At 68.7% G+C, this 25,998-nt stretch carries 24 protein-coding genes; 11 read left to right on the top strand and 13 right to left on the bottom strand.

Features of this window, described 5'->3' with window-relative positions:
• Positions 1-253: 253 nt before the first annotated feature.
• The 4 genes from LH400_RS02880 to paaG form a co-directional block, all read right to left on the bottom strand.
• Entirely contained in the window at positions 254-1,111 is an 858-nt protein-coding gene (locus LH400_RS02880) for a PaaX family transcriptional regulator (protein WP_229151126.1), read from the bottom strand.
• A 67-nt stretch (positions 1,112-1,178) separates the two neighbouring features.
• Positions 1,179-2,486 carry a phenylacetate--CoA ligase PaaK gene (paaK, locus tag LH400_RS02875; RefSeq protein ID WP_229151125.1) on the bottom strand — a complete coding sequence of 436 codons (1,308 nt, stop codon included), beginning with the start codon at positions 2,484-2,486 and terminating at the stop codon, positions 1,179-1,181.
• 29 nt (positions 2,487-2,515) lie between these two features.
• Positions 2,516-2,965, bottom strand: coding sequence for a hydroxyphenylacetyl-CoA thioesterase PaaI (paaI, locus tag LH400_RS02870; RefSeq protein WP_229151124.1), 450 nt, complete (start codon positions 2,963-2,965; stop codon positions 2,516-2,518).
• Positions 2,965-3,759 (bottom strand): 2-(1,2-epoxy-1,2-dihydrophenyl)acetyl-CoA isomerase PaaG, encoded by a 795-nt coding sequence (gene paaG / locus LH400_RS02865; RefSeq protein WP_229151123.1) that lies wholly within the window; start codon positions 3,757-3,759, stop codon positions 2,965-2,967. Before paaG ends, paaI begins: the two co-directional genes overlap by 1 nt.
• A gap of 160 nt (positions 3,760-3,919) precedes the next feature.
• Here paaG and LH400_RS02860 point away from each other — a divergent pair, with 160 nt between their 5' ends.
• From LH400_RS02860 to LH400_RS02830, 7 genes are read left to right on the top strand one after another with little or no spacing between them, the layout of a single operon-like run.
• Positions 3,920-5,059, top strand: coding sequence for an ABC transporter substrate-binding protein (locus LH400_RS02860; protein ID WP_229151122.1), 1,140 nt, complete (start codon positions 3,920-3,922; stop codon positions 5,057-5,059).
• 8 nt (positions 5,060-5,067) lie between these two features.
• On the top strand, positions 5,068-5,940 hold the full coding sequence (locus LH400_RS02855; protein ID WP_229151121.1) for a branched-chain amino acid ABC transporter permease: 873 nt from the start codon (positions 5,068-5,070) through the stop codon (positions 5,938-5,940).
• Positions 5,940-6,884 carry a branched-chain amino acid ABC transporter permease gene (locus tag LH400_RS02850; RefSeq protein WP_229151120.1) on the top strand — a complete coding sequence of 315 codons (945 nt, stop codon included), beginning with the start codon at positions 5,940-5,942 and terminating at the stop codon, positions 6,882-6,884. Before LH400_RS02855 ends, LH400_RS02850 begins: the two co-directional genes overlap by 1 nt.
• The gene (locus LH400_RS02845) at positions 6,881-7,672 is read left to right on the top strand and encodes an ABC transporter ATP-binding protein (RefSeq protein ID WP_229151119.1); all 792 of its coding nucleotides are present in this window, start codon (positions 6,881-6,883) and stop codon (positions 7,670-7,672) included. The genes LH400_RS02850 and LH400_RS02845 overlap by 4 nt, the downstream gene beginning before the upstream one ends.
• Entirely contained in the window at positions 7,662-8,366 is a 705-nt protein-coding gene (locus tag LH400_RS02840; protein ID WP_229151118.1) for an ABC transporter ATP-binding protein, read from the top strand. Before LH400_RS02845 ends, LH400_RS02840 begins: the two co-directional genes overlap by 11 nt.
• 1 nt (position 8,367) lies before the next feature.
• On the top strand, positions 8,368-10,374 hold the full coding sequence (locus tag LH400_RS02835; protein WP_229151117.1) for a 3-hydroxyacyl-CoA dehydrogenase NAD-binding domain-containing protein: 2,007 nt from the start codon (positions 8,368-8,370) through the stop codon (positions 10,372-10,374).
• A gap of 8 nt (positions 10,375-10,382) precedes the next feature.
• Complete coding sequence (locus LH400_RS02830; RefSeq protein ID WP_229151116.1) at positions 10,383-11,000, top strand: TetR/AcrR family transcriptional regulator; 618 nt, start codon at positions 10,383-10,385, stop codon at positions 10,998-11,000.
• Positions 11,001-11,059: 59 nt separating this feature from the next.
• Here LH400_RS02830 and LH400_RS02825 read toward each other — a convergent pair whose 3' ends face one another.
• Positions 11,060-11,530, bottom strand: coding sequence for an Lrp/AsnC family transcriptional regulator (locus tag LH400_RS02825; protein ID WP_229151115.1), 471 nt, complete (start codon positions 11,528-11,530; stop codon positions 11,060-11,062).
• Positions 11,531-11,667: 137 nt separating this feature from the next.
• On the opposite strand from LH400_RS02825, the gene LH400_RS02820 reads away from it, so the two are divergent.
• Entirely contained in the window at positions 11,668-15,222 is a 3,555-nt protein-coding gene (locus LH400_RS02820; protein ID WP_229151114.1) for an indolepyruvate ferredoxin oxidoreductase family protein, read from the top strand.
• Between the two features lie 42 nt (positions 15,223-15,264).
• Here LH400_RS02820 and LH400_RS02815 read toward each other — a convergent pair whose 3' ends face one another.
• Genes LH400_RS02815 through LH400_RS02785 form a run of 7 tightly spaced genes read right to left on the bottom strand, consistent with a single transcriptional unit; the run spans position 15,265 to position 21,368 of the window.
• Positions 15,265-16,473, bottom strand: a complete 1,209-nt coding sequence (locus LH400_RS02815) for a hypothetical protein (RefSeq protein WP_229151113.1) — start codon at positions 16,471-16,473, stop codon at positions 15,265-15,267.
• Complete coding sequence (locus LH400_RS02810; RefSeq protein ID WP_229151112.1) at positions 16,467-17,108, bottom strand: tetratricopeptide repeat protein; 642 nt, start codon at positions 17,106-17,108, stop codon at positions 16,467-16,469. Before LH400_RS02810 ends, LH400_RS02815 begins: the two co-directional genes overlap by 7 nt.
• Position 17,109: 1 nt before the next feature.
• Positions 17,110-18,051 carry a vWA domain-containing protein gene (locus tag LH400_RS02805; protein WP_229151111.1) on the bottom strand — a complete coding sequence of 314 codons (942 nt, stop codon included), beginning with the start codon at positions 18,049-18,051 and terminating at the stop codon, positions 17,110-17,112.
• Positions 18,051-19,004, bottom strand: coding sequence for a VWA domain-containing protein (locus LH400_RS02800; protein ID WP_229151110.1), 954 nt, complete (start codon positions 19,002-19,004; stop codon positions 18,051-18,053). Before LH400_RS02800 ends, LH400_RS02805 begins: the two co-directional genes overlap by 1 nt.
• A gap of 3 nt (positions 19,005-19,007) precedes the next feature.
• Positions 19,008-19,427, bottom strand: a complete 420-nt coding sequence (locus LH400_RS02795) for a hypothetical protein (protein WP_229151109.1) — start codon at positions 19,425-19,427, stop codon at positions 19,008-19,010.
• The gene (locus tag LH400_RS02790; RefSeq protein ID WP_229151108.1) at positions 19,417-20,373 is read right to left on the bottom strand and encodes a DUF58 domain-containing protein; all 957 of its coding nucleotides are present in this window, start codon (positions 20,371-20,373) and stop codon (positions 19,417-19,419) included. The genes LH400_RS02795 and LH400_RS02790 overlap by 11 nt, the downstream gene beginning before the upstream one ends.
• Positions 20,370-21,368 (bottom strand): AAA family ATPase, encoded by a 999-nt coding sequence (locus LH400_RS02785; protein ID WP_370638314.1) that lies wholly within the window; start codon positions 21,366-21,368, stop codon positions 20,370-20,372. Before LH400_RS02785 ends, LH400_RS02790 begins: the two co-directional genes overlap by 4 nt.
• Positions 21,369-21,664: 296 nt before the next feature.
• Between LH400_RS02785 and LH400_RS02780 the strand changes: the two genes are divergently transcribed.
• Entirely contained in the window at positions 21,665-22,810 is a 1,146-nt protein-coding gene (locus LH400_RS02780; protein WP_229151107.1) for a DSD1 family PLP-dependent enzyme, read from the top strand.
• A 37-nt stretch (positions 22,811-22,847) separates the two neighbouring features.
• Here LH400_RS02780 and LH400_RS02775 read toward each other — a convergent pair whose 3' ends face one another.
• The gene (locus LH400_RS02775; protein ID WP_229151106.1) at positions 22,848-24,125 is read right to left on the bottom strand and encodes a D-tagatose-bisphosphate aldolase, class II, non-catalytic subunit; all 1,278 of its coding nucleotides are present in this window, start codon (positions 24,123-24,125) and stop codon (positions 22,848-22,850) included.
• A 94-nt stretch (positions 24,126-24,219) separates the two neighbouring features.
• On the opposite strand from LH400_RS02775, the gene LH400_RS02770 reads away from it, so the two are divergent.
• Together LH400_RS02770 and LH400_RS02765 are read left to right on the top strand one after the other, a co-directional pair.
• On the top strand, positions 24,220-25,032 hold the full coding sequence (locus LH400_RS02770) for a DeoR/GlpR family DNA-binding transcription regulator (RefSeq protein WP_370638313.1): 813 nt from the start codon (positions 24,220-24,222) through the stop codon (positions 25,030-25,032).
• Complete coding sequence (locus tag LH400_RS02765) at positions 25,029-25,997, top strand: N-acetylglucosamine kinase (protein ID WP_229151104.1); 969 nt, start codon at positions 25,029-25,031, stop codon at positions 25,995-25,997. Before LH400_RS02770 ends, LH400_RS02765 begins: the two co-directional genes overlap by 4 nt.
• The last annotated feature ends 1 nt before the right edge of the window (position 25,998 follow it).

Genomic DNA, 25,998 nt, shown 5'->3' with positions numbered 1-25,998 from the left:
CACCCGGTCGTCCTCGAGAAGAAACGCGTATCGGTCCGGACGGCTCCCCGATGGGGCGCCCCGGATGCGACGCCGTAATCGGCGGATCCGAGGAGTTCCGGCGCATTCCTCCCGGCGCGCGGCCGATTCCAGCCGAGCGCGCCAGACTGATATCGCATGGAAAGCATCACACTTCAAGTGTGGTGAAGATTTTCATGTGATGCTTTTGGTGGCTGTTTGGTGTGCGCTGCGGGATGAACCCGCGGCGGACGCGTCACGCGTAGGAGAGGTCGGCAATACGCCGCGCAAGGCGCGTCGGATCCGCCGTTAGCGGCCCCGACGAGTTCACGAAGCCGTCCGCGATCGCCATATCCGCCGCGGGCGAGAGTTCGAGATAGAGATGCGCAAAGAGCGCTCGCGCTTCCGCGCCCCGCCAGTCCTCGGGCAGGAGGTCCTCGGGCAGGTCGGGATCGGTGAGCGCGATCTGGCGGAAGGTGTGCACGAGAAGGAGCCGAAGGCCGAGCGCCTCGGCGGGTGTGGTCCGGCGGCCGGCGAGGGGCGAGAAGCCTTCCACGAACTGGCCGATGCGGGCGGAGATCTCGGCGAGCGGCCAGGCGTTGCGCAGGAGAACCGTGAGATCGTCTGTCGTCACCGCCTGGAAATGCGGCGCGCCAAGCGGCGGCAGATCCTCGCCGCGATCCGGCAGGATGGCCAGATGCGGCTGGGGCAGGCCGAAGCGCAGTGCCGTCAGCCTGGATACCAGAGCGTCCCGCTCGGGGCCCTGCGGCAGGGCGACGAGGTGCCAGCCCTTCAGCGGCCGGGACCGCGGCCGGCGGTAGATCAGCCTGGCGGCTGAGGAAAAGGCGGCCTCGGCGGCGGGCGTCAGCCGGTAGTAGCTCTTGCGGCCAACCCGCTCGCCCATGATCTGGTCGGCTGCAACGAGGCGGGAGACCGCGGTCCGCACGCGGGTCTCGGTAATGCGCATGGTGGCGCAGGTGTCGATGATGTTGCCCATCCAGACCTCGCCGCCGCGCGGCGCGACGACATCGCCGTAGAGCGTGACGATGAAGGCGCCGGCGCGGACGGGAAAGGTGTCGAGGATGGTGTCGATGACGCCGGAAGCTTCGGGCATGGGGGAACCTGTTGGACGCTCCCCCCGGCCATAGTCCGCGTTCTCCCGCACTGCAATCGCGCGGCGGTCAGCGGGCCGGACGCTCGTCGCGCACGCGCTTGGCCTTGCCCTCGGAGCGGGCGATGCTTCCGGTCTCGACGATTTCCACCAGGGTCGAGACGCCGATGACGCTCTTGACGTGGTGGACGAGCTCGCGTGCCGCGCTGTCGCGAGCGCCGGCCTCGGCGTCGCCCTTGCATTCGCAGCGCACGGTCATCGTGTCCATGCGGCCCTGGCGCGACAGCACGATCTCGTAATGCGGGGCGAGCGCCGCGCATTTGAGGATCTGCTCCTCGATCTGGGTCGGAAAGACATTGACGCCGCGCAGGATGATCATGTCGTCCGAGCGGCCGGTGACCTTCTCCATGCGCCGCATCGAGCGGGCCGTGCCTGGCAGGAGCCGGGTGAGGTCGCGGGTGCGGTAGCGGATGATCGGGAAGGCTTCCTTGGTGAGGGAGGTGAAGACGAGCTCGCCTTCCTCGCCCTCGGGCAGGACCTCGCCGGTCGCGGGGTCGATCACCTCCGGGTAGAAGTGGTCTTCCCAGATATGCAGGCCGTCCTTGGTCTCGACGCACTCCTGCGCGACGCCCGGGCCGATCACCTCCGACAGGCCGAAGATGTCGACCGCATCCATGTCGAAGGCTTCCTCGATCTCGGTGCGCATGGCGTTGGTCCAGGGCTCGGCCCCGAAAATGCCGACCTTCAGCGAGGAGGCGCGCGGATCGAGCCCGGCCTTGCGGTAGCTGTCGAGGATCGAGAGCATGTAGGAGGGCGTCACCATGATGACGCGCGGCTTGAAGTCCTCGATCAGCATGATCTGGCGCTCGGTCATGCCGCCGGAGACGGGCACCACGGTACAGCCGAGCTTCTCGGCGCCGTAATGCGCGCCGAGGCCGCCGGTGAAGAGGCCGTAGCCATAGGCGACATGGACGATGTCCCCCGGCCGCCCGCCCGCCGCGCGGATCGAGCGCGCGACGCATTGCGCCCACATGTCGATGTCGTTCTTCGTATAGGCGACGACGGTCGGCTTGCCGGTGGTGCCGGAAGAGGCGTGCAGCCGCGCGATCTCCTCCCGCGGCACGGCGAACATGCCGAAGGGATAGTTGTCGCGAAGGTCCTGCTTCACCGTGAACGGGAACTTCGACAGGTCGTTAAGGGTGCGGAAGTCGTCCGGATGAACGCCCGCCGCGTCGAACTGCGCGCGATAGAAGGACGAGTTCGCATAGGCGTGGCCGAGCGTCCGGCGCATGCGCTCGGTCTGAAGAGCCGTGATCTCGTCGCGCGAGGCGGTCTCGATGGCGTCGAGCGGCGCATGATCGTGATTGCGTGTCAGCATGAAATCCTCCCGATGGAACGCCGAAGCGTTCAGGCATCCTCGTAGTGCGAGCCCTTGACCATGCGCGAATGGCCCCTGAAACTCGCGATCAGCGTCCCGTCCTCGCGGGTAACGGCGATGTCGTAGAGGCCGGAGCGGCCGGACCGGGTCACTTCGCGGGCGACGGCCGTCAGGAGGTCGCCCTCGAGAGCCGCGGCGTGGAAGGTGACCGAGCAGTGCTGGGCGACGACGCGTTCTTTGTAGCTGTTGCAGGCGAAGGCGAAGGCGCTGTCGGCCAGCGTGAAGATGAAGCCGCCATGGCAGGTCGACAGCCCGTTCAGCATGTCCTCGCGCACCCGCATGGTCAGGGTCGCCGTGCCCGGTCCGACGGCGGCGAGGTCCATGCCGAGGCCCTGGCTCGCGCGGTCGTTCGCCCACATCGCGGCGGCCGAGCGTTCGGCCCGTTCCTGGTCAGGGAGTGTGGCGTTCGGCGAGTCCATTATTCGACCCCCGAATAGGTCGGCTTGCGCCTCTGCAGGAAGGCCCGGACGCCCTCGGCATAGTCGGCGCTGCGGCCGGCGCGGCGCTGCAGGTCCCGCTCGAGATCGAGGCTCGCATCGAGCGACTGGTCGGCGGAGGCATGCACCGCCTGCTTGATGAGGCCGAGGCCGAAGGTCGGGCCGGCGGCGAGCTTCTCGGCGAGCTGCCGTGCCTCGACCATCAGCTCGGCGTCCGGCACGGCGCGCCAGATGAGGCCCCATTCGGCGGCCTGCGATGCGGTGATCGGCTCGGCCGTCAGGAACAGCGCCTTGGCGCGCGCCTCGCCGATCAGGCGGGCGAGCATCCAGGTGCCGCCGGAATCGGGCACGAGGCCGAGCTTCGAGAAGGACTGGACGAATTTCGCGCCCTCGGCGGCGAGGACGATGTCGCAGGCGAGGGCGATGTTGGCGCCGGCGCCGGCAGCGACACCGTTGACGGCGCACACGACCGGTTTCGCCAGGGAGCGGATCGCGCGGATCAGCGGATTGTAGAAAGTCTCGATCGTCTCGCCGAGGTCCGGCGGTCCGTCCGCCGCGTCCGGATTGCGGTCGCCGAGGTCCTGGCCGGCGCAGAAGCCGCGGCCGGCGCCGGTGAGAAGCACCGCGCGGATCGCCGCATCCTCGGCCGCATCGCCGAGCGCTACGTGGAGCGCCCTGTGCATGTCGGGCGTGAAGGCGTTGAGCTTGTCGGGGCGGTTCAGCGTCAGCGTCAGCACGCCCTCGGACGTCTCCCGCAGAAGAGGCTCTTCACTCATGTCGGACTCGGCCTTATTCCGTTTCGAAGGCCGAACGCATCACAGTTTTGGCCTCCTCCCTCGAAAAATGTGTTGCATAAGCCGACCGTCTGGTCAATGAATAAAGCATCACGAAATTCGGATGAGAAATTCCGATCGGTGATGTTTTGGGAGGAGATTCATGACGCTTGCCAAGCTCGGCATCGGCGCATCCGCGCTCGCGATTGCCTTTTCGACACCCGCCCTCGCGCAGATCAAGATCGGCGCGACGCTCGCCGAGACGGGGCCGGCTGCCTTTCTCGGGGAACCGGAGGCGAAGACGCTGAAGATGCTCGTCGACGATTTGAACGCCAAGGGCGGGATCAACGGCGAGAAGATCGAACTCGTCATCTATGACGACGGCGGCGATCCCAACAAGGCGCGCACCTTCGCGACTCGGCTGATCGAGGAGGACGAGGTCGACGCAGTGATCGGCGGCACCTCCACCGGAGCGACCATGGCGATGGTGCCGCTGTTCCAGGACGCGGAGATCCCGTTCGTCTCGCTCGCCGGCGCCGTGGTGATCATCGATCCGGTCAAGGAATACGTCTTCAAGACGCCGCACACCGACCGGATGGCCTGCGAGAAGATCTTCAAGGACATCACCGATCGCGGCCTCGCCAAGGTCGGGCTGATCTCGGGCACCGACGGCTTCGGCAAGTCGATGCGCGAACAGTGCCTCGACGTCGCCAAGGACGCCGGCGTCGAGATCGTTGCGGACGAGACCTACGGCCCGAACGACGCGGACATGACGCCGCAGCTGACCAACATCGCCAACACCGCCGGCATCGAAGCGGTCGTCAATCCCGGCTTCGGCCAGGGTCCGGCAGTGGTGACGCGCAACTTCCAGCAGCTCGGGCTGACGCTGCCCTTCTACCAGAGCCACGGTGTTGCCTCGCAGAGCTTCATCGAGCTTGCCGGCAAGGCGGCCGAAGGCGTGCGCCTGCCCGCCACGGCGCTGCTCATCCCGGACCAGATGGCCGAGGACGATCCGCAGCGCGGGCCGGTGAACGACTACATCTCCAGCTACAAGAAGGCCTATGGCGAGGCGCCGTCGACCTTCGGCGGCTATGCCTATGACGCCTTCAACCTGGTCAAGGGAGCGATCGAGGCGAAAGGTTCGTACGAGCCTTCGGCTATTCGCGACGGCCTCGAAGCGACCAGCGGCTATGCCGGCGTCACCGGTGTCTACACCATGTCGCCGGACGATCATCTCGGCCTCGACCTTGCGGCCTTCCGCATGCTGGAGATCCGCGACGGCAAGTTCGTCCCGGTGAAGTAGAGTCGATCTTGGCAGAACTTCTGCAGTTCCTGTTCTCGGGTGTGACGGTCGGCGCGATCTACGCCGCCGTCGCACTCGGCTTCACCATCATCTACAACGCCTCCGGCGTCGTGAACTTCGCCCAAGGCGAATTCGTGGTGATCGGCGGAATGACGACGGCCGCCCTGATCGCCGCCGGCGTTCCCGTCTTCATCGCGGCACCCGTCGCCGTCCTCGTCGGCACGCTCGTCGGCGTGCTCCTATATAAGGTGGCGATCGAGCCGGCGCGGCAGGCGCCGCTCGTCTCGCTGATCATCATCACCATCGGCGCGTCGATCTTCCTGCGCGGCGCCGTGCAGTTCGTCTTCGACAAGCAGATCCACCGCTATCCCGGCTTTTCCGGCGACGAGGCGTTGCAGGTTCTCGGCGCGACGCTTCTGCCGCAGAGCCTTTGGATCGTCGGCGGCAGCGTCCTCGTCTTCCTCGTGCTCGCCTGGTTCTTCGGGGGAACACGCGCCGGCCGCGGGGTGCGCGCGACCGCCTCCAACCGGCTGGCGGCAAAGCTCGTCGGCGTCAACACGTCGCGCGCGATGAACCTCTCCTTCGCCCTTTCGGCGGCGGTCGGCGCGCTCGCCGGCGTCATCGCGACGCCGGTGACATTCACCAGCTACGATGCCGGCGTCCTGATCGCGCTGAAGGGCTTTTCGGCGACCATGCTCGGCGGCGTCGGATCGCCGCTCGGGGCGCTCGTCGGCGGCTTCGCGATCGGCCTCATCGAGGCGCTGACGGCGGGCTATATCAGCTCCGACTACAAGGACGCGGCCGCCTTCATCGTCATTCTCGCAGTGCTGTTCTTCATGCCGCAGGGCCTGTTCGGCCGCCGGATCACGGAGCGCGTGTGATGGGACCGACGCTCAGGGCCCTCGTCATCACCGCCGCGCTCGTCGTCCTCGGCGCGCTGGTGTTTCCGTCGAGCTATTACTACCGGGTCGGCTCGCTGGTCTTCATCAACGCCATCTCGGTCACCGGGATCGTCGTCCTGCTCGGCTATGTCGGGCTGGTCAGCCTCGGCCATGCCGGCTTCTTCGCCATCGGCGCCTATGCGGCGGCGATCCTGCCCGGCTACGGCATTCCCTCGCTCCTGGCCGCGCTGTCGGGCGCGGTCCTCGCCGGTCTCCTGGCGCTTCTCGTCGGCCGGCCGATCCTGCGGCTGTCCGGCTATTATCTCGCCATCGCGACGCTCGGGCTCGGCATGCTGATCTGGATGGTGCTGTCGAAGGAAGCCTGGCTTACCGGCGGGCCCGACGGCATGGTGGTCTCCGGCTTCAATCCACGCGACCTCTTCCGCTTCGTCGGGCTGAAGGTGAACACGGCCGAAGCCTGGTACTGGTTCACCGGCCTCGTCATGGTGGTCGGCGCGGTTCTGGCCGTCAATCTCGGCAACAGCCCCTGGGGGCGGGCGCTGAAGGCGGTCCACGACAGCGATGTCGCGGCCGCCTCGCTGGGAGTGGACGTGGCCAAGGCGAAGTCCGCCGCCTTCGTGACCTCCGCGGTCTATGCGGCCGTCGCGGGCGCCCTGCTGGCGCTCGCCAACGGCTATATCTCGCCGGATACGGCCGGCTTCATGCATTCGGTGGAAATGGTGACCATGGCGGTGCTCGGCGGAGCCGGGTCCGTCTACGGCGCCATCGTCGGTTCGCTGATCCTCACGGCGCTGCCGCAGGTCCTCACGGTCTTTGCCGAATACGAGAACCTCGTCCTCGGCGCGGTGATGGTCCTGACCATGATCCTGATGCGGCGCGGCCTCGTGCCCGCGATCGCGGACGTCCTGCGGAGGCGCAAATGAGCGTTCTCGCGATCGAGAATTTCGGCATCTCCTTCGGCGGGCTGCGGGCCGTCGACGGCGTCGGGTTCGAGGCCGCCGGGGGCGAAGTGACCTCGATCATCGGGCCGAACGGCGCGGGCAAGACGACGCTGTTCAACCTGATCAGCGGCATCTATCCGGCCGATACCGGCCGCGCGACGATCGACGGAACGGATGTCACCGGCCTGCCGCCGCATCGCCTCGCCGAGCGGGGCATGGCGCGGACCTTCCAGAACCTGCAGGTCTTCCCGCAGATGACGGCCGAGGACAACGTGATGGCCGGCCGCCATCTCAAGGAGCGCCCGAACTTTCTCGCCGATCTTCTCGGCCTGCCGTCCAGCCGGCGCGAGACGGACAAGAGCCGCGAGGCCTCCCGCGCCGCGCTGAAGCGCGTCGGGCTCGGCGATCGCGCCGGCCGGCTCGCCTCGGAACTCTCCTACGGCCAGTTGAAGCGTCTCGAGATCGCCCGCGCGCTGGTGATGGACTGCCGCATCCTGCTGCTCGACGAGCCGGCCGCCGGCTGCAACGCGGTGGAAACCCGCGAGATCGACGACCTCGTCCAGGAGATCGCCGCCGAGGGTGCCGCCGTGGTCCTCATCGAACACGACATGCGGATGGTCATGCGCATCTCCTCGCACATCGTCGTCCTCGACCAGGGCCGGAAGATCGCCGAGGGCCGGCCGGAGGATATCCGCGAGAACCCGCGGGTGATCGAGGCCTATCTCGGGGCTCATGGCGCGGCGGAGGCGAGGGCGGCCCATGCTTCTTGAGATCAAGGGCCTCAAGACCGCCTACGGCCCGGTCGAGGTGCTGCACGGCATCGACCTTTCGATCAGTGAGGGCGAGATCGTCACCATCGTCGGGGCGAACGGCGCCGGCAAATCCTCACTGATGCGCTGTATCTCAGGCGTCCAGCCGGTCACGGCCGGGACGATCCGCTTTGCCGGCGCGGACCTCACCGCCAGGCCGGATCATGCGCGCGCCGCGCTCGGCATCGCGCACTCGCCGGAGGGTCGGCAGATCTTCCTCGACCACACGGTGGAGGAGAACCTCGACCTCGGCGCCTATCACCGCCGCGGTGCCGATCTCGGCGAGGATCGTGACGCCGTGTATGCGCTGTTCCCGATCCTGAAGGACAAGCGTCATCTTCAGGCCGGCGGCCTTTCCGGTGGCCAGCAGCAGATGCTGGCGATCGGCCGCGCGATGATGGGCCGGCCGCGGCTGATCCTGCTCGACGAGCCCTCCATGGGCCTCGCGCCGGTGCTGGTGGACCAGATCCTTTCGACCATCACGACGCTGCGCGAGCGCGGCGTCACCGTTCTTCTCGTCGAGCAGAACGCCTATGCGGCGCTCACCATCGTCGATCGCGGCTATGTCATGGAGACCGGGCGCATCGCGATGTCCGGCTCCGCCGCGGACCTCATCGCGGACCCGGCGATCCGCGAAGCCTATCTGGGAGCCTGACATGACCCTCGTCGCGACCGAGCGGACCGGCGACATCGCGCTGATCATCGTCGACAACCCGCCGGTGAATGCGCTCGGCCACGCCGTGCGCAGCGGCCTCGCCGAGGCCTTCGCCGCGCTGAAGGCCGATCCGCCGCGCGCGGCCGTCCTTCTTTGCGCAGGGCGCACCTTCATGGCCGGCGCGGACGTGCGCGAATTCGGGCAGACGGCGGAGCCGCCGGCGATCTACGAGGTGGCGGAAATCGTCGAGGCACTGCCCTTCCCGGTGGTCGCGGCGCTGCACGGCAATGCGCTCGGCGGCGGGCTGGAGATGGCGCTCGGCTGCCATGGCCGGATCGCGCTCGCGGGCACGCGGATCGGCTTTCCGGAGGTGACCCTCGGCGTCATTCCGGGATCGGGCGGCGTGGTGCGGACGGTGCGCGTTACGCCTCTCGCTGAAGCCGTACCGCTGATCACCGGGGGCAAGCCCGTCTCGGCCGAGACGGCGCAGGCGCTCGGCCTCGTCGACCGGGTGGTTTCCTTCGATCTTCGCGAGGCGGCGATCGCCTTTGCCGAGGAGCTTGCGGCAGGCCGCCTTCCGACGCCGCTGTCGCAGCGCGACGCGCCGGCAGATCCCGGACCGGACTTCTGGGCAGAGCAGGAGACCGACGTCCGCCGCAAGGCGCGCGGCGCGGAGGCGCCGCTGGTCGCGCTCGACGTTCTCCGGCAATCATGCGGGACGCCCTTCGAGGCGGCGCGGCGTGTCGAACGGGCCGCCTTCGAGCGTCTCAGGGACGCGCCGCAGGCGGCGGCGCTGCGCCATGTCTTCTTCGCCGAGCGCCGGGCCGCAAAGAGCGGAAAGTCGGGCGGAGCGCGCGACCTGCGTCATGTCGGCGTCGTCGGCGGCGGGACCATGGGTGCCGGCATCGCCACGGCCTGCCTGCAGCGCGGCCTCGCCGTGACGCTGGCCGAGACGACGCTGGAGGCGGCCGAGGCCGCAAGGGCGCGGATCGCCTCAGCGATCGCAGCGGCGGCAAAGCGCGGCCTCGTCCCGGACGAGGCGGGGACGCTCTCGCGTCTCATCGTGACGACGGATTTCTCGGCCTTCGCGCAAGCCGACCTCGTCATCGAGGCGGTCTTCGAGGACCTCGCGGTCAAGCGCGATGTCTTCGCGCGGCTTGGCGAGGCGGTGCGGCCGCAGACGATCCTCGCGACCAACACCTCCTATCTCGACCCGCGCAAGATCGCCGCAGGGCTCGCGGACGCCTCGCGCTTCGTCGGCCTGCACTTCTTCAGCCCGGCCCAGGTAATGAAGCTCGTCGAAATCGTGCCTGTGCCGGAGACGTCTGAGGAAGCGCTCGCGACCGCCTCCGCCCTCATCGGCCGGCTCGGCAAGATCGGCGTGAAGAGCGGCATCTGCGAAGGCTTCATCGGCAACCGCATCCTGAAACGCTACCGCGCCGAGGCCGAGAGCCTCGTGCGGACGGGCGTTCCGGTCGCCGAGGTGGACGCCGCGATGCGCGGCTATGGCTTCGCGATGGGGCCCTTCGAGGCGCAGGATCTCGGCGGCCTCGACATCGCCTTCCGCCAGCGCGAGGCGGCGCGGGCAGCGGGCGAGAGTGTGCCGGAGACGCTCGGCGATCACCTCGTGCGCGCCGGGCGCCTCGGCCAGAAGAGCGGCGGCGGATGGTACGATTATGCCGAGGGCGACCGCCGGCCGAAACCGTCGGAGGCCGTCGACGCGCTGTTGCGGCAGGCGGGCGTCGATGCGTCCGATACGGCGGGTGACCCGGCGGATATCGCCGAGCGGCTGGTCGCCGGCATGGCCGAGGAAGGCGCGGCGATCATCGCCGAGGGCATCGCCGGCGAGCCGGGCGAGATCGATCTCGTCGAGATCCACGGCTATGGCTTCCCGCGCTGGCGGGGCGGGCCGATGCACGCCGCCCGGTCTCTCGGCCGGTCGGGCCTCGCCCGGGCGCTCACCCGCGAGCCGTCGGCGGACTTGCTGCGGCTTCTTAAGGCAGGCTGAGACGGGCCATGGCGCGTCCGCGGGCGAGCGACTACGACGACAAGCGGCAGGCGATCCACCGCGCGGCGGCGGAGATCCTGTCATGGGAGAACGGCCGCGCGTCCATGGCTCGCATCGCCGAAGCCTGCGGCATCTCCAAGGCGTTGCTCTACCACTACTACAAGGACCGCAACGCCCTGATCTTCGACATCCTGCACGAGCATCTGCAGGACATCGACGCCAGCCTCGCCAAGGCCGAGGCGGGACTGTGCGGCGAGGCGCGCCTCCGGGCGCTGTCGCGCCGGTTGCTCGAACTCTACGAGGATGCCGACGATCTGCATCGCCTGCAGCTCGGTTCGCTCGACGCGCTCCCCGAGGCGGATGCGAAGCGGATTCGGCTGGTGGAGCGGGCGATTCTGACCCGGTTCCAGGATGCGCTAATCGCCCTCGAGCCCCGGCTTTCGACCGACCGGGCACGGCTGACGGCGGTCAGCATGAGCCTTCTCGGCATGCTCAACTGGGTGTTCACCTGGTTCCGCCCGGACCGGGGCCTCAGCCGGCAGGACTATGCCGACTTCGCCACCCGCACGGCGCTCGCCGGGCTGCGCGACGATCTGGTGCCGGGCGCCGAGAGCAGCCAGAGCTAGGACGCTCCGCTCTCAGTTGGACCCGACATCCAACGCGCTCGCCGACGGAGCTGCCGACGTCAGCTGCCGTCGAAGGGCAGGGCGGTGGTGAACTTGATCTCCTTCAGGACGAGGTTGGTTCGGACATGGGCGATGCCGGGTAGCTTGAACAGGAACTGTTCGAGGAAGCGGTTGTAGGCGTCCTTGTCGGCACAGACGACCTTCAGGTGATAGTCCGCGTCTCCGGTCGTCGAAAGACATTCCAGCACCTCCGGCCGGTCGGCGATCCGGGAGATGAAGGCGTCGACATGCGAGGCCTCGTGCCGCGTCAGCGTCACATGGACGATGGCGCTGAACTGAAATCCGGCCCGCTCGGCATCGACGATCGCCGCATAGCGCCTGATGATCCCCGCCTCCTCCAGCGAGCGGACCCGCCGCCAGCAGGCCGAGGCCGACAGATTGGCGAGATCGGCGAGTTCCTGATTGGAGCGACGAGCGTCTGCCTGCAGCAGCCGCAGGATGCGACGGTCGGCATCGGTGAGCGAGGTCATGGCAGATCCTTTCAGCCGGACGGCGTCGATCGGCAGGATCTCCCATAAGCGAGGCCCGGATCAAGCCATTCCGGCAGGTTCTGCCGGCCGATCCGACTAGAATTGTTCCAGACCGCCATCGCACTGGGAGGACCACCATGTCAGCCATCGCCGCAGCCCCGAGCGAAGCCGCCGGCCTGTTTGACGCCGACTACCGCCTGGAGGACCGCTATGCGCGGCAGACGGGGCGGGTCTATCTGACCGGCACGCAGGCGCTCATGCGCGCCGTCCTCGACCAGGCGCGGCGAGACCGGGAAGCCGGGCTCGACACGGCCGGCTTCGTCTCCGGCTATCGCGGCTCGCCGCTTGGCGGCGTCGATCTCGAAGCCTGGCGAGTGAAGTCGCTTCTTGACGAGCACCGGATCGAATTCCTTCCGGCCGTCAACGAGGATCTCGCCGCCACCGCCATCCTCGGAACGCAGCAGGTCGAGAGCGATCCGAACCGGACCGTCGAGGGCGTGTTCGGCCTCTGGTACGGCAAGGGCCCGGGCGTCGACCGCGCCGGTGACGCCCTCAAGCACGGCAACGCCTACGGTTCGTCGCCGCATGGCGGCGTCCTCGTCGTCGCCGGCGACGACCATGGCTGCGTGTCCTCGTCGATGCCGCATCAGTCGGACGTCGCCTTCATGGCCTGGTTCATGCCGACGCTGAACCCGGCCTCGATCGCCGAATATCTGAGCTTCGCCGAATATGGCTACGCGCTGTCGCGCTTCTCCGGCATGTGGGTCGGCTTCAAGGCGGTCTCGGAAACGGTGGAGGCGGCGGCATCGCTGGAGCTTTGCCCGCCGCGCCGCTTCGCCCGGCCGGACTACACCCCGCCGCCCTCGGGGCTCCACTATCGCTGGCCGGACCTGCCGGGGCCGCAGATCGAGGAGCGGCTCGTCGACAAGAAGGCGGCCGTCTTCGCATTTGCCGAGGCCAATCCGATCGACCGGGCGATCTACGACATCAAGGATGCGCGCTACGGGATCGTGACCACCGGCAAGGGCCATCTCGATCTCCTGGAGGCGCTGCGGCTCATCGGGCTGGATGAAGCAGAATGCCGCCGGCTCGGCATCGACATCTACAAGGTCGGCCTAGTCTGGCCGCTCGCCCGCGGCGCCGCGCTCCGCTTCGTGCGGGGCAAGGAGGAGGTTCTCGTCGTCGAGGAGAAGCGCGGCATCATCGAGAGCCAGTTCAAGGAATATTTCTACGATTTTCCCGGCGAGAAGCCGCAGCGCATGGTCGGAAAGCGCGACGAGGACGGCGAGCGGCTGGTGCCGTGGACCGGTGAGCTCTCGCCGCGGATGCTGGCGCCGCTCGTCGCCCGCCGCCTCGACCGCTTCATCCCGGAACTCGGCCTTCCCAAGCGTGCCGCGTCCCTCGCAGGCGCGGCCGACCGGACGATCCAGGTGCCGGGCGCGACGCGCACGCCGTATTTTTGCTCGGGCTGCCCGCACAATTCCTCGACCCGGGTGCCGGAGGGCAGCCAGGCGCTCGCCGGCATCGGCTGCCATTTCATGGCGAGCTGGATGGACCGCGATACGACATCGCTGATCCAGATGGGCGGCGAGGGTGTCAATTGGGCGGCCTCCAGCCGCTTCACCGGCAACCGCCACGTCTTCCAGAATCTCGGCGAGGGCACCTACTACCATTCCGGCTCGATGGCGATCCGGCAGGCGGTCGCCGCGAAGGCCAACATCACCTACAAGATCCTGTTCAACGACGCCGTCGCCATGACTGGCGGCCAGCCGGTGGATGGGCCGATCAGCGTGCATGCCATCGCGCATATGGTGCGGGCCGAGGGCGTCGCGCGTGTCGCGCTCGTCTCCGACACGCCGGAAAAGTTCGCCGCGCCCGATCTGCCGGCGGGCACGACCATCCACCACCGGTCCGAACTCGACGCCGTGCAGCGCGAACTCCGCGACATCTTGGGCGTCACGGTTCTCATCTACGAACAGACCTGCGCCACCGAGAAGCGCCGCCGCCGCAAGCGCGGCACGATGGAGGATCCCAAGCGCTTCGCCGTGATCAACGACCTCGTCTGCGAGGGCTGCGGCGACTGCTCGAAGACCTCCAACTGCCTCAGCGTGGAGCCCAAGCCGACGCCCTTCGGCACCAAGCGGCGGATCAGCCTGTCGAACTGCAACAAGGACTTCTCCTGTCTCGACGGCTTCTGCCCGAGCTTCGTCACCGTCGAGGGCGGCGAGCGGCGGCGGCCCGAGCGGGTCGAGACCGATGCCGAGGCGAAGGCAGGCGCGTTGCCGCATCCGGTCCTGCCGTCGCTCGCCAAGCCCTTCGATCTCCTCGTCACCGGCGTCGGCGGCACCGGCGTCATCACCGTCGGCGCGCTGATCGCCATGGCCGCGCATCTCGAGGGTAAGGGCGCCTCGGTGCTCGACTTCACCGGCTTTGCCCAGAAGTTCGGCCCGGTCCTCAGCTATCTGCGCCTCGCCGATCGTCCCGAGGCGATCAATCAGGTGCGGATCGACGAGGGTTCGGCGGACGCGCTGATCGGCTGCGACATCGTCGTCTCCTCCTCGCCGAAGGCCTCCAATACCTATCGCGCGGGCATGAAGGCGGCGGTCAACATGGCCGAAATGCCGACCGGGGACATCGTCCGCCTGCGCGATGCCGACCTGCAGGCCCGCCGCCGGCTGAAGGCGATCGAGCGCGTCGCGGGTCCGAAGAACGTCGCGAGCTTCGACGCGAACGCGGCGGCCGAAACGCTGCTCGGCGACGCCGTCTTCGCCAATGTCATGATGCTGGGCTTTGCCTGGCAGGGCGGGCTCGTGCCGGTCGGCCTTGCCGCGCTCGATCGCGCCATCACGCTGAACGGGGTGGCCATCGAGAAGAACCGCGAGGCCTTCGCGATCGGCCGTCTCGCCCGCGCCGACCCGGACGGCCTTGCCGCGCTCCTGCGCTCCGCCGGCGGCGATCCGGAGCCCGAGGTCGAGACGCTCGACCAGCTCGTTTCCCGGCGCGAGGCGTTCCTCACCGCCTATCAGGACGCGGCCTATGCGCGGCGCTTCCGCGCCGCCGTCGACCGGGTGCGCCAGGCGTCTTCGGGGCGGGGCGGGGAGGCGCTGGCCGAGGCGGTGGCCCGCTCGCTGTTCAAGCTGATGGCCTACAAGGACGAGTACGAGGTGGCGCGTCTCCACACGGATCCGGCCTTTCACGCCGACATCGCCCGGCGGTTCACCGGCGACTACCGGCTGAACTTCCACCTCGCCCCGCCGATGCTGAACGGGGCGACGGATGCCGGCGGCCGGCCGCTGAAGAAACGTTTCGGTCCGTGGATGATCGGTGCGTTTCGAATGCTGGCCCCGATGAAGCGGCTGCGCGGGACCCCCTTCGATCCCTTCGGCTATACCGAGGAGCGCCGGATGGAGCGCGCGCTGGTCGGCTGGTACGAGGGAGTCGTCGACCAGCTCCTCGCACGGCTTGGCGAGGTGCCGGAGGCCGAGCTCGTCGCGATCGCAGCCGCGCCCATGGACATGCGCGGCTACGGTCCGGTCAAGCAGGCCGCCGTTGCCGAGGTGAAGGCGGCGGTCGAAGCGCGGCTCGCCGCGCTGGAGGATGGAGCCGGGACGACGGAGCGCGGCGACGACGATCGATCCGAGGACGATGCCGCCGGGCGGGAGCGCCAACGCCGGCCGGCCGCGATCGCCTGAGGATCTCCGCCTTCCGCGCCGCTCTGCCGAACCGGCCGGCCGTCACTTCGGCCGGACGTCTCCGCGCCAGCCGACGCTGGTCCGGCGCAGCGATCGGTGAAGCGCCCGCAGGTCCAGAGCCTTCTCTAGCCCACCGCGAAAGAGCGCGGTGTCGAGGGGAGCAAGATGGGCCTCCGGAGCGAGCCCACGCGAGGCAAGCCGCCGCGCCGCGGCGCGCCGATAAGCCTTCGCGTCGTTTCGGATAATGGCCCAGCGCATGGCGAATGTCTCGCGCTGTGGCAGCGCCAGGCGGATGCGGGCGAGGATCGTGGCAGCCGGAAGCGGCCGGCGTCCGGTGAGGGTCGCCGCGACCGGCAGGAACAGTCCCAGACAGAGCGGAAGCAGCCATGCCGAGATCGCGACGGGGCTGAAGGAAGACGCCGGCTCTGCGATCGCTGCATAGGCGATCCGGTGCGACTTCAGCACCGCGTCGCGCACCTGACGGCTGGTCGTGTCGAACCAGGGAATGTGGAAGGCGGCGAGTTCACCCGGTTCGGACATTGACGGGCGCATGCGCCATTGCCACGTCACCTTGCCCACCGGCCCTTCGCGGGTGACTTTCGTCTCGCGGACCTCTGGGGCGATGAAGGAGATCAGCCAGGGCGCCCGCATCTCGGGCGGCGGCGGCAATGCGTCGGCGGTCTGACCCTCGACGGTCAGCGTGACGGTCCGGGTCGCAGTTGCGCCGTTTTCGAGATGGGCCGTATCCATATCGAAATGGTCGTCGACCGTGAGCCGACGCGCCGGCAGCCACCACCCCCCATTGGTCAGCGGCTTCGGCCGGATGGTGACATCGACCCGGTTCGAGACGACGGTGGTGGCCGAGCGCTTGCCCTTGCCGTCGTCGACGGTGAGGACGTGACGGAACGGACCGATGGACAGCCGGCCTTCCTTGCGTGGATAGAGGGCCAGTCGGCGCTCGACCGTCGTCACCTCCCGCCCGCCGACCCGGTCCTTCGACCAGACGTCGCGGCCAAGCTGGATCCAGGTGAAGTTGGGCAGTTCGATGCCCTCGAAATGCTCCAGCGTGATGAAGGCGTCGTAGTTTCCGCGCAGAGTGGCGAGGATCATCTCGCCGACATAGGGCTCCGGACTGTCGGCCTTGATCGTGACGTTCAGCGCCAGCTCGCCCGTGGGCGCCGCGACCGCCACGCTCCGCAGCCCGCCTGCGAGGCAGAGCGCGACCATGAGGCGAACGAGAAACGCTACCATGCCGTGTCCTCCGGCGGATTGGCGAGGCCGAGGTCCTGCCGGCGCTCGTATTCGGCCTTGATGCGGCGCTTCAGATAGAGTGCCGGCTCGTCCTCCAGTGTCGCTAGCCATCCCGTCGTGGCCGCCGTCATCCGCTTGACCCGCGGATCCATGACGCCGCGCTGCTCGGCGAGCGTCAACTGCTTGAGAATGTCGCGCTTGGTGGCGGCTGACTGCGACGGGCCGTCGGAGGGGGCGGTCGCAGGAATACCGTCGATCGAGTTGGACTCGCCGATGACCGGTTTCACCTTCGTGGCGACAAGCTCGCGGTTGTAGCGGGCGTCGGCGTCGGCGGGATCGGCAAAGAGAACGGCATCGAAATAGGCGACCGAGCCGGCATAGTCTCCGAGCCCGGCAAGCGACATCGCCCGGTCGTAGGTCGCAAGCCGGCCGGCCGCCGCAAACGCCTTGTCGGCTTCGCCGTAGTGGCCCGCCTCGAAAAGCGCGACGCCGCGCGCATGGCTATCGCCGAGAAGCGGTGCGGCGAGGTCGGGCATGCCGGCGACGAGCGCGAGCTTGCCGAAGGCCGCCGGCCTCGCCGCGAGTGCTGCGAGACCTGCGGCGAGGATGCATAGGATCGGAAGCGCAAACCGCATCTTAATTCGCCCTTCTGAACAGAAGCAGCGCGGGAAAGAGGGCGGGCAGCAGCAGGTAGCGTCCGAGATCGGAGAAGAGGAGCGCGGCGGTGTCGCCCCGTGCAAGCTCGCTCGCGGCCCGCCGTGAGATCGTCTCGGCGAGCTGGAACGGCTCGCGCGCCTCGCCGAAGCTGCCGCCGCCCTCCTGCGTCAGACGTCGCAGCGCCGCCGCGTCGGGGGGCGGCGTATCGCCGTTCCCTGAGGAGGGCTCGACGAGGAAAGCGTCGACGCGGATGCCGCGCTTGCCGAGCGTGTCTGCCGTGCCGAAGGCGTCCGGGGAGAGATTGTCGCCATCGGTGACGAGAACGACGTCGCCCTTCAGCACCTTCGCCTCGGTGAAGATGCGGTCCGCGAGCGCCAGCGCCCGGTCGGTTCGCGTGCCGGGATTGGGCACGATGCCGGCATCCAGCACCGCGAGCAGGGGCGAGAGCGCAGCAGCGTCGCTGGTAAAGGCGCTCGCCACATAGGCTTCGCCCGCATAGACGATCATCGCCACCGGCCGCCCGCCGGCCCGCTGCAGTACCAGCTGGGCGGCGGCCTGCGCGTCGGCGAGCCCGCCGCCTTCGACGATCGAGCGCGAGAGGTCGATGGCGAGGACGATGCCGTCGAGATTGCGGAAGGTCTCGGGATCGGCGATCCGCCGCGCCGGTCCGGACAGGGCGAGGGCGAGGATCGCCGCGATGGTGGCCGGCAGGAGAAGACGCCGTCCGCGGCCGGGCACGACGCGGCCGAAGTCCTCCATCGCCCGCATCAGGACGGGGTCGACCGCCTGCTCCCAGGCGCCGAGCCCGCGGGCCCGTCGCAGCGCGAGAATGGCGAGGATCAGGACGGCGGGAAGTGCCGCGAGCCACCAGGGACGCAAAAGGACGCTCGCGCCCAGCCCCATCAGGTCCGGATCGCCCATCACAATGCCCTCCGGCTGACCACGAGGAAGAGTGCGCAGGCGAAGGCGACCATGGCCGGATAGATCCAGAACGCCTGGCGGACGGAGGCCGGGGGCTTGGCGAGACCGCTTGCCTGCAGGCGGTCGATCGCCGCGGTGACGGCTTCCAGGTCGGCCGTGTCGCGCACCCGGAAGCTTTCGCCGCCGCTCGTCTCGGCGATCGCCCGCAGCGTCTTGGTGTCGACGGCGTCGCGCGTCTCCGGCTGGCTCTCCAGATCGGCCGGGCCGAGGGCGATCGTATAGACGGTGACGCCGATCTGCCTTGCGAGATGGGCGACGTCTTCGGGGATGACGGTGCCGGAAGTGTCCGCGCCGTCGGACAACAGGATGACGACCCTCGAACGCGCCGTGGATCCGTCTAGCCGCTTGAGCGCGACGCCCAGCCCTCCGGCAATCGCCGTCGAGCGCCCGGAAAGGCCGATCGTCGCCTCGTCTATGGTGCGCGCGACGGCGGCGACGTCGAAGGTGAGCGGCGCGGCGACATAGGCGTTCTCGGCGAAGATCACGAGCCCGACGCGGTCGCCCGCCCGCTCCGCGACGAAGCGCTTGGCGACCGATTTGACCGCCTCCAGCCGGGAGACGGTCGCGCCGTCGAGCGTGAAATCCTCACGCTCCATACTGCCTGACAGATCGAGGGCGATGACGAGATCGCGGCCCGAGACGGGCAGGGCCTCTACCGTCTCGACGCTTTGCGGCCCGGCGAGGGCGGTGACCAGCGCTATCCACAGGAGCGCCGGGACGGCACGCCGCACGCGGACCCGCACGCCGTTCTCGGCGCCGTCCGGCAGGGTTCGCCGGATGCTGGCCGGCAGGAGCAGCGCTCCTGTGACGGCTTCGCGCCCGGGCAGGAGGCGCATTGCGAGGAGCGGCAGCGGCAGGAGGAGGAAGGCAAGCGGCAGGGCGAAATCGGGCATCGTCTACCTTCGCGCCGCAAGCGCGTCGAGGATGGCCCGGTCGAGAGCGTCGGGATCGAGGGCCGGATCTGGCCGGTAGAGCTCAGCGTCGATCTTGAGCTTCAACTCGTCGAGATGCCGGCGCACCGAGCCGCGGTTCCTGATCCGCCGGCCGTCATCTTCCTTCAGCCGCAGGACGAGACGCGACTGGGCGAGAAGCCTCTCCTCGCGGGCGAGCGTGCGGGCTTCGGCGATTGCGCGTTCGGCCTCGCGGCGCCGGGAGGGACGCGGCGCCGTCACAAGGCGCGCGAAGAGGGAAAGCAGGAGACCGGCCAGAAGGGCGAGCGCGAAGACCGCGAGCGCGCCGTGAAGGTCGAAGGCCTCGAAACCGGCCGGAAGCCGGATCGGGCGCAGCTTCTCGATGAAATCGGCATCAGCGGCCATCGACGCCTCCGACGAGGCTCGCCGCCATGACCTCATAGTCGCAATCGGCGGCAAGGACGCGCACGGCGACCCTGCCGTTCGCCAGGCGCTCGACGCGCGCGTCGACAGGGGTTTCTTCCCGTCGCTTGGCGACGCCCGGGCTCTTGCGCAGCAGCGCCCAGCGCATTGGGCCCGCCCGGCCGTCGCCGATCGCCCGGTAGGGGTAGGCTCCCGGCGGCGGATCCGTCTCGAACCGGTCCTTCACGAGAAGAATCGTGAGGTCGAAGCGCTTTCCGGCGGTTTCGGCGAGGCGGAAGAAATCCTCACCGGCATCGTCGAGGCCGCTTGCGAGGACAAGCGAGGTGCCTGGAAGCGCGCGGGCCAGCGCCTGGTCGAGAATGTCGGCAAGGCCGGGTTCGGCAAGGTCGTTACCAGCCGCGAGCATGCCGGCTGCCTCGGCATGGGCGCTCTCCAGCGCGCCGGCGATGCCGGCCATCGCCCGTTCGCGCGCCCGCGGCGGCAGGAATTCGGTCCGCCCGGCGAAGGCCGAGAGAAGACCGACGCGCCCGCCGGTTTCGATCGCGCGCCAGCCGGCCAAAGCCAGCGCGCCCGCCGCGGCGACCGAGCGCAGTCGCCGCCTCGTCCCGAAGAACATCTGGGTGCGGAAGTCGGCAATCAGAAGCGTCGCCCGGTCGCGCTCCTCGCGGAAGGTGCGCACATGCGTCTTCGCGGTCCGCGCGGTTGCCGCCGCGTCGACATGGCGGATGTCGTCGCCCTCAGAAAACAGCCTGACATCCACGATCTCGAGCCCGTTGCCGCGCTTCTTGCCGGCGAAGCCGCCGGCTCGTCCGATCGCCCGCACGGACCGCTCGGGTCCGCTGCGCAGGATGTGGCGCAGGTGAAAGAGATGCGCGGCGTCGACCGCGATTCCTCCTTCGCCCGGCTCTAAAGCGGCCGCAGGCATCATAGCGGTTCGACGTGCTCGATCAGCGATTGGACGAGCGCGCGGCCGGTCACGCCCTCGGCGCTTGCCCGCCAGGTCGGGATGACGCGATGAGCGAGGATATCCGGCGCGAGCTCCGAGACGTCTTCCGGAACGGCGTAGTCGCGGCCGGCGAGAAAGGCGCGGGCGCGGGCCGCTGCGGCAAGGGCCAGCGTGCCGCGCGGCGAGACGGCATGTTCGATCCGGCCGCTCACCCCGGGGATTGCCTCCGCCTCGCGCGTCGCCATGACCAGCCGGACGATGTAGTCCTTCAGCGCCGGGGCAAGATGGATCGCGGCAACCTCGCGCCGCGCATTCAGGATCGCGCCGGTCGAGATCGGGTCGGGCCGGGCCGGGCTTTCGCCGGCGTCTTCCCGCTCGACGAGGTCGAGGATTTCAAGTTCCGACCGCGCGTCCGGCAGTTCGACGAGGACATGCATCAGGAAGCGGTCGAGCTGGGCTTCCGGCAGGGGGAACGTGCCTTCGTGCTCGATCGAATTCTGAGTCGCGACGACCATGAAGGGGCTCGGCAGCGGATAGGTGACGCCGCCGGCGGTCACCTGCGCCTCGGCCATCGCTTCGAGGAGAGCCGACTGGACCTTCGGCGGGGCGCGGTTGATCTCGTCGACGAGGACCAGCGAGTGGAAGAGCGGCCCTGCGACGAACTCGAATCGTCCGGCCTCGGGCCTGAAGACCTGCGTGCCCGTCAGGTCGGCGGGCATCAGGTCGGGCGTGCACTGGATGCGGGAGAAGGAGGCTTCGAGACCGCTGGACAGAAGCTTGACCGCGCGCGTCTTGGCAAGACCCGGCGGTCCTTCGACGAGAAGATGGCCGCCCGTCAGGAGTGCGATCATCAGGCGCTCGACGAGCCGCGTGCGGCCTATCAGTCCGGCCTCGACAGTGGCCTGCAGGCGGGCGAGCGGCCCCGATTCGGCGGGGGACCGCGCTTCGGCCGGTGCAGCTTGGGAACGGTGTGGCACGGGCGTTTCCGCCAGCGAATCGATCAAATGCTCCTCCCGCCGCCGCGTCGATGGTGGTGCCAGGCCTCGTCGCGACGTGCGAAGGAGTATCACGATATATGCGGAAGGCGGAATACCGCAAAACGGAAGGCGGCCGTCACGACCCGCAAGCGCCTGTTCCTCCGCCGGATCCCGGCTCAACGTGTCGAAGCTTGGTGGGAGCGGCAACCGGGCGCCGGAGGTGATCCCCGGCCGTCGATGGTGCTACAGATCGTGCGAGAGAGGGGCATACGCCATGGCGAAGGGGAAAGCGAAAAATGCATGATTGGTCGGGCCTCGAAGTGGGTTACGACGTGCCGGCGCTGCCCGGCATGGCCCTCCGCGAAGTGCAGACGCCGGCGCTTGTCGTCGATCTCGATGCCTTCGAGCGCAATCTTGCCCGGATGCGCAGTCATGCCGAGGCCAGCGGAATGCGGCTGCGGGCCCATGCCAAGACGCACAAATCGGCCGACATCGCGCGGCTGCAGATCGAGCGCGGCGGGGCCTGCGGAATATGTTGCCAGAAGGTCTCGGAAGCCGAGGCGCTGGTGCGCGCCGGCATCTCCGATATCCTGGTTACCAATGAAGTCCGCGATCCGGTCAAGATCGACCGGCTGGCCCGGCTCGCCGCGCGGGCCCGCATCATCGTCTGCGTCGACGATCCTGAAAATGTCGCGCCGCTTTCAAGGGCGGCGCAACGGCACGGCGTGACGATCGAGGCTCTGGTCGAGATCGACTGCGGCGCCCGCCGCTGCGGGACCCTTCCCGGCGCGCCGGCCGTGCAGCTCGCGCGGGTGATCGACGGGGCGGAGGGTCTTCGGTTTGGCGGTCTGCAGGCCTATCACGGACCTGCCCAGCACATTGCCGATCCGGCCGAAAGGGCCGCAGCGATCGCCGCAGCGGCAGACGTTACGGCGCAAACAATCTCGCTCCTCAAGGATGCGGGCCTCGACTGCGACATCGTCGGCGGTGCCGGGACGGGCAGCTTCCCCTTCGAGGCGCGTTCGGGCGTCTACAACGAGCTGCAATGCGGCTCCTACGTCTTCATGGACGCAGACTACGAACGGATCCGGGCGGAAGACGGCGGAAGGGTCGGCGGGTTCGAGAACGCGCTCTTCGTCCTCACCTCCGTCATGAGCGTTCCAGTGCGCGATCGCGCCGTCTGCGACGCGGGCCTGAAGGCGCTTGCCGTCGACAGCGGCCTGCCGCGTGTCTTCGACCGGAAGGGCCTGCGCTACGACGGCGCTTCCGACGAGCACGGCGTCCTTGCGGTCGACGGCGGGGAAGTTTCGATCAACGAGCGGATCAAGCTCGTCCCCGGCCATTGCGACCCGACCTGCAATCTCCATGACTGGTTCGTCGTTGTGCGCGGAGAAACGGTCGAGACCCTCTGGCCGGTGACCGCTCGGGGGAAGGTCTTCTGACGAACGCGGCCGGGTTCGCCGGCCGCTCGTGCCGCTCTCACACGTGTCCGACGGCGCGCTCGTATCCTGCGATCACCTGCCGGATCGACCAGGTGACTAGGTCCTGCGGGCGCGCGGGCAACAGGCCGGCCTTCACGTCGGCGGCGAGCCAGCTGAGATACTGGCTGATCAACGTCTCGGGTATCGGCTCCGATCCGAACCGCGCCATCAGCCGCTCGACGGCCTTTTCGGCCTCGGGATGCGGCCAGTAGTAACGGATGCGGTCGCTATAGCTGAAGTGACGCTGCCGGCGCATGGCGGCCTCGTCGCCATGGTAATGGCCGCGCCAGTGCTGCGGGGCGGCCAGCATCAGCCGCTCCATCGCCGCCCGCAGGCCTTCACCCTCAGACACGCCGTGAAGCGCGGCGCTGATGGCGTCGAGGCCGTAAAGGGCCTCGCGCATGGCGAAGGTGAGGCCGGGGCCGACCTTGAGGATCGCGAACCCGTCCTCGACCAGCGCGGCGAGGGCGCCGGCCGGCTGGTAGTCGGTCGAATGGGCCTCGAAAACGAACTGCGGCAGGGTCTTGAGCGAGGCAGCGAGTGACCGTGCCGCGGCACGGTCATAGACGTGGACGCTTTCGGATCCGAACTCGACGCCCGGCTGGACGACGAGCCCCACCGCCCGGTCGAAGGCAGCGTCCATCCCGGCTTCCGCAAAGGCGGCGCGATGCACCTCCACCGTCTGCAGGACCGCTTCGGGCGGTGTCGGCTGCAGCGATGACAGCGTCTCGGTGGCGCCGCCCGGCGTCGGGACCTCGGTGCCGATGACATAGCGCGGCACCACACCGCAGCGTTCCGCCGCGGCCTCGGCGGCCCTCGCAAGCCGCGCCGCCCGCACCGCCGTCACCTCGTCGGGAAGCGCCGCAGCCTCGCCGGCGCAGCCCATGCTCGTGTCGAGATGGATCTTGGAAAAGCCGGCTTCGACATAGGCGCCGACCATGACCTCGGCACGCCGCAGCGCGTCTTCCGCGGGAAGATGCTTCCAGGGGTTCGGCCCGAGATGATCGCCGCCGAAGATGATCCTCGATGCGTCGAAGCCCGTCCGCTCGGCGATCGCCTCGACGAAGCGCCGGAAGTCCGACGGCGTCATGCCGGTGTAGCCGCCGTCCTGGTTGACCTGATTGCAGGTGGCCTCGATCAGCACCGGCCACTCGCCCTCCGCCGCTTGAAGAAGCGCCGCTTCGACGACGCGCGGATGGGCCGAGCAGATCGAGACGATGCCTTCGCCTCTCGCCCGGTTGGCGTCTGGCAAATTCGCAAGGATGTCCGCGGTCATCGCATTCTCCGGTTCGGCTTGTGGCGACGCTTCAATCAATATCAATCAAAAAAATGATTGACAATGATCATAATGGTTGAGAACCTGATGAAAGTTGAATGGAGCCCCACTGATGAAGCGCGATCGGCTCTCGGCGATCAGGCAGATACTCTACAGTTCCGGCAGTTCCTCCATCGAGGAGATCGCCGAAGCCGTCGGGGCGTCTCCGGCGACCGTCCGCCGCGATCTCGTGACGCTGGAATCGACCGGGGCGGTCACCCGGACCCGCGGCGGCGCCCGTATCGCCGACAGCGCCGGGATCGAGGTCGCGTTCCAGCATCGCGAGCAGCAGAACCTCGCCGCCAAACGCGCGATCGCCGAGGCAGCCTTCGAGAAGCTCGCGCCCCATTGCTCGCTCTTCCTCGATGCCGGAACGACGGTGCTGCAGCTGGCGCGCTGCATCCGCCTCAATCCGATGCCGCTCTCGGTCTTCACCAACTGCCTGGTGACCGCGCAGCACCTGATGGACGTCGCAGGCATCAAGGTGACGGTGATCGGCGGGGTGCTGCGGTCGGAAAACGCCTCGATGGTCGGAAGCCTCGCCGAGGAACTGCTCGAGCGGCTGTGGTTCGACCACCTGTTCCTCGGTGCCGGCGCGATCGCCGACGACCTCTGCATCTACAGCCTCGACGAGGCCGAAGCCCGGCTCAACGAAAAGATGCTCGCGCGGGCGACGCTGAAGACGCTGCTGGTCGATCACTCGAAGTTCGATCGCAGGCTCACCTACCGCGTGGCGGCGCTCGCGCCTGAGATCGAGATCATCACGGATGACGGGCTCGATGCGTTCTGGCGCCGGCGCCTAGTCGATCTCGGCTGCGAACCGCGCATCGTCTCCGTGTCCAATGGCGCGGGCGAGGGCATCGAATGAGCTTGATCCTCGGCCTCGACAGCGGCGGGACGAAAACGCTTGCGGCGCTCGCCGATGAGAGCGGCCGAGTGGTTTCGCTCATCGGCCGCGCAAGTCTCGACCCCTCGGCGGGGGACGGATGGAAGTCGGCTCTGGCCGGGCTTCTCAAAGACCTGCCCGAGCTGCCGTCGGTGCGCTCTGCGGTGTTCGGGCTGCCGTTTCACGGCGAGATCGAAGCCGTCTCCGCCGAGCAGATCCGGGTCGTGCGCGAATTGATGCCGATCGAGCCGGTGGTCGACAACGACGTGCGGATCGCCTTCGACGGTGCCTTCGCAGGCGAGGCGGGCGCGCTGATCCTGGCGGGGACCGGGTCGATGGCTTGGGCCAGTCTTGCAGGGCCGGACGATCCGCATGTACGGGTCGGCGGCTGGGGCGACGCCTTCGGCGACGAGGGCAGCGCCTTCTGGATCGGACGCGAGGCCCTTGCCGCGACGTCCCGCGAGCTCGACGGGCGGTCTCCGAAGACCGGCTTCTCGCAGGCCGTCCTGTCCCGTCTCGGCGTCCCGCCCTCCGGCCTGCTGGCCTGGTGCTACGGCACGACGAGCCGCCGCGGGGCCTTCGCTTCTCTGGCGGCGCTGGTCTCCGAACTGGCCGATAGCGGTGACGCGACGGCGCGCGCGATCCTTGACCGAGCGGCAATGGATCTGACGGACACCCTCATCGCCGCTTGGCGCCAGGCCGCCGGCGAGCGGCCGCTGCGCTGGAGCTATGCCGGCGGTGTCACGGCGAGCCCGTATCTGATGCAGAGCCTGCGCGAGCGGGTGGGCTGCGAGCCGGTCCACCGCCGGCTGCCGCCGATCGGCGGGGCGCTCTACCGGGCCGCGATCGATGCCGGCTGGGCGGTGGGCCCAGCCTGGCTGGAGCGGCTCGAGCGCTCGCTGAGCGAATTTCCGACAACCACCGAAACCGACAACCAGGAGGCATGAA

Source organism: Jiella soli, from assembly GCF_020615385.1.
Taxonomy (GTDB): domain Bacteria; phylum Pseudomonadota; class Alphaproteobacteria; order Rhizobiales; family Rhizobiaceae; genus VKMB-3413.
The sequence above is the reverse complement of the archived record's forward strand: the minus strand, read 5'-3'. Positions and strand labels throughout refer to the sequence as shown.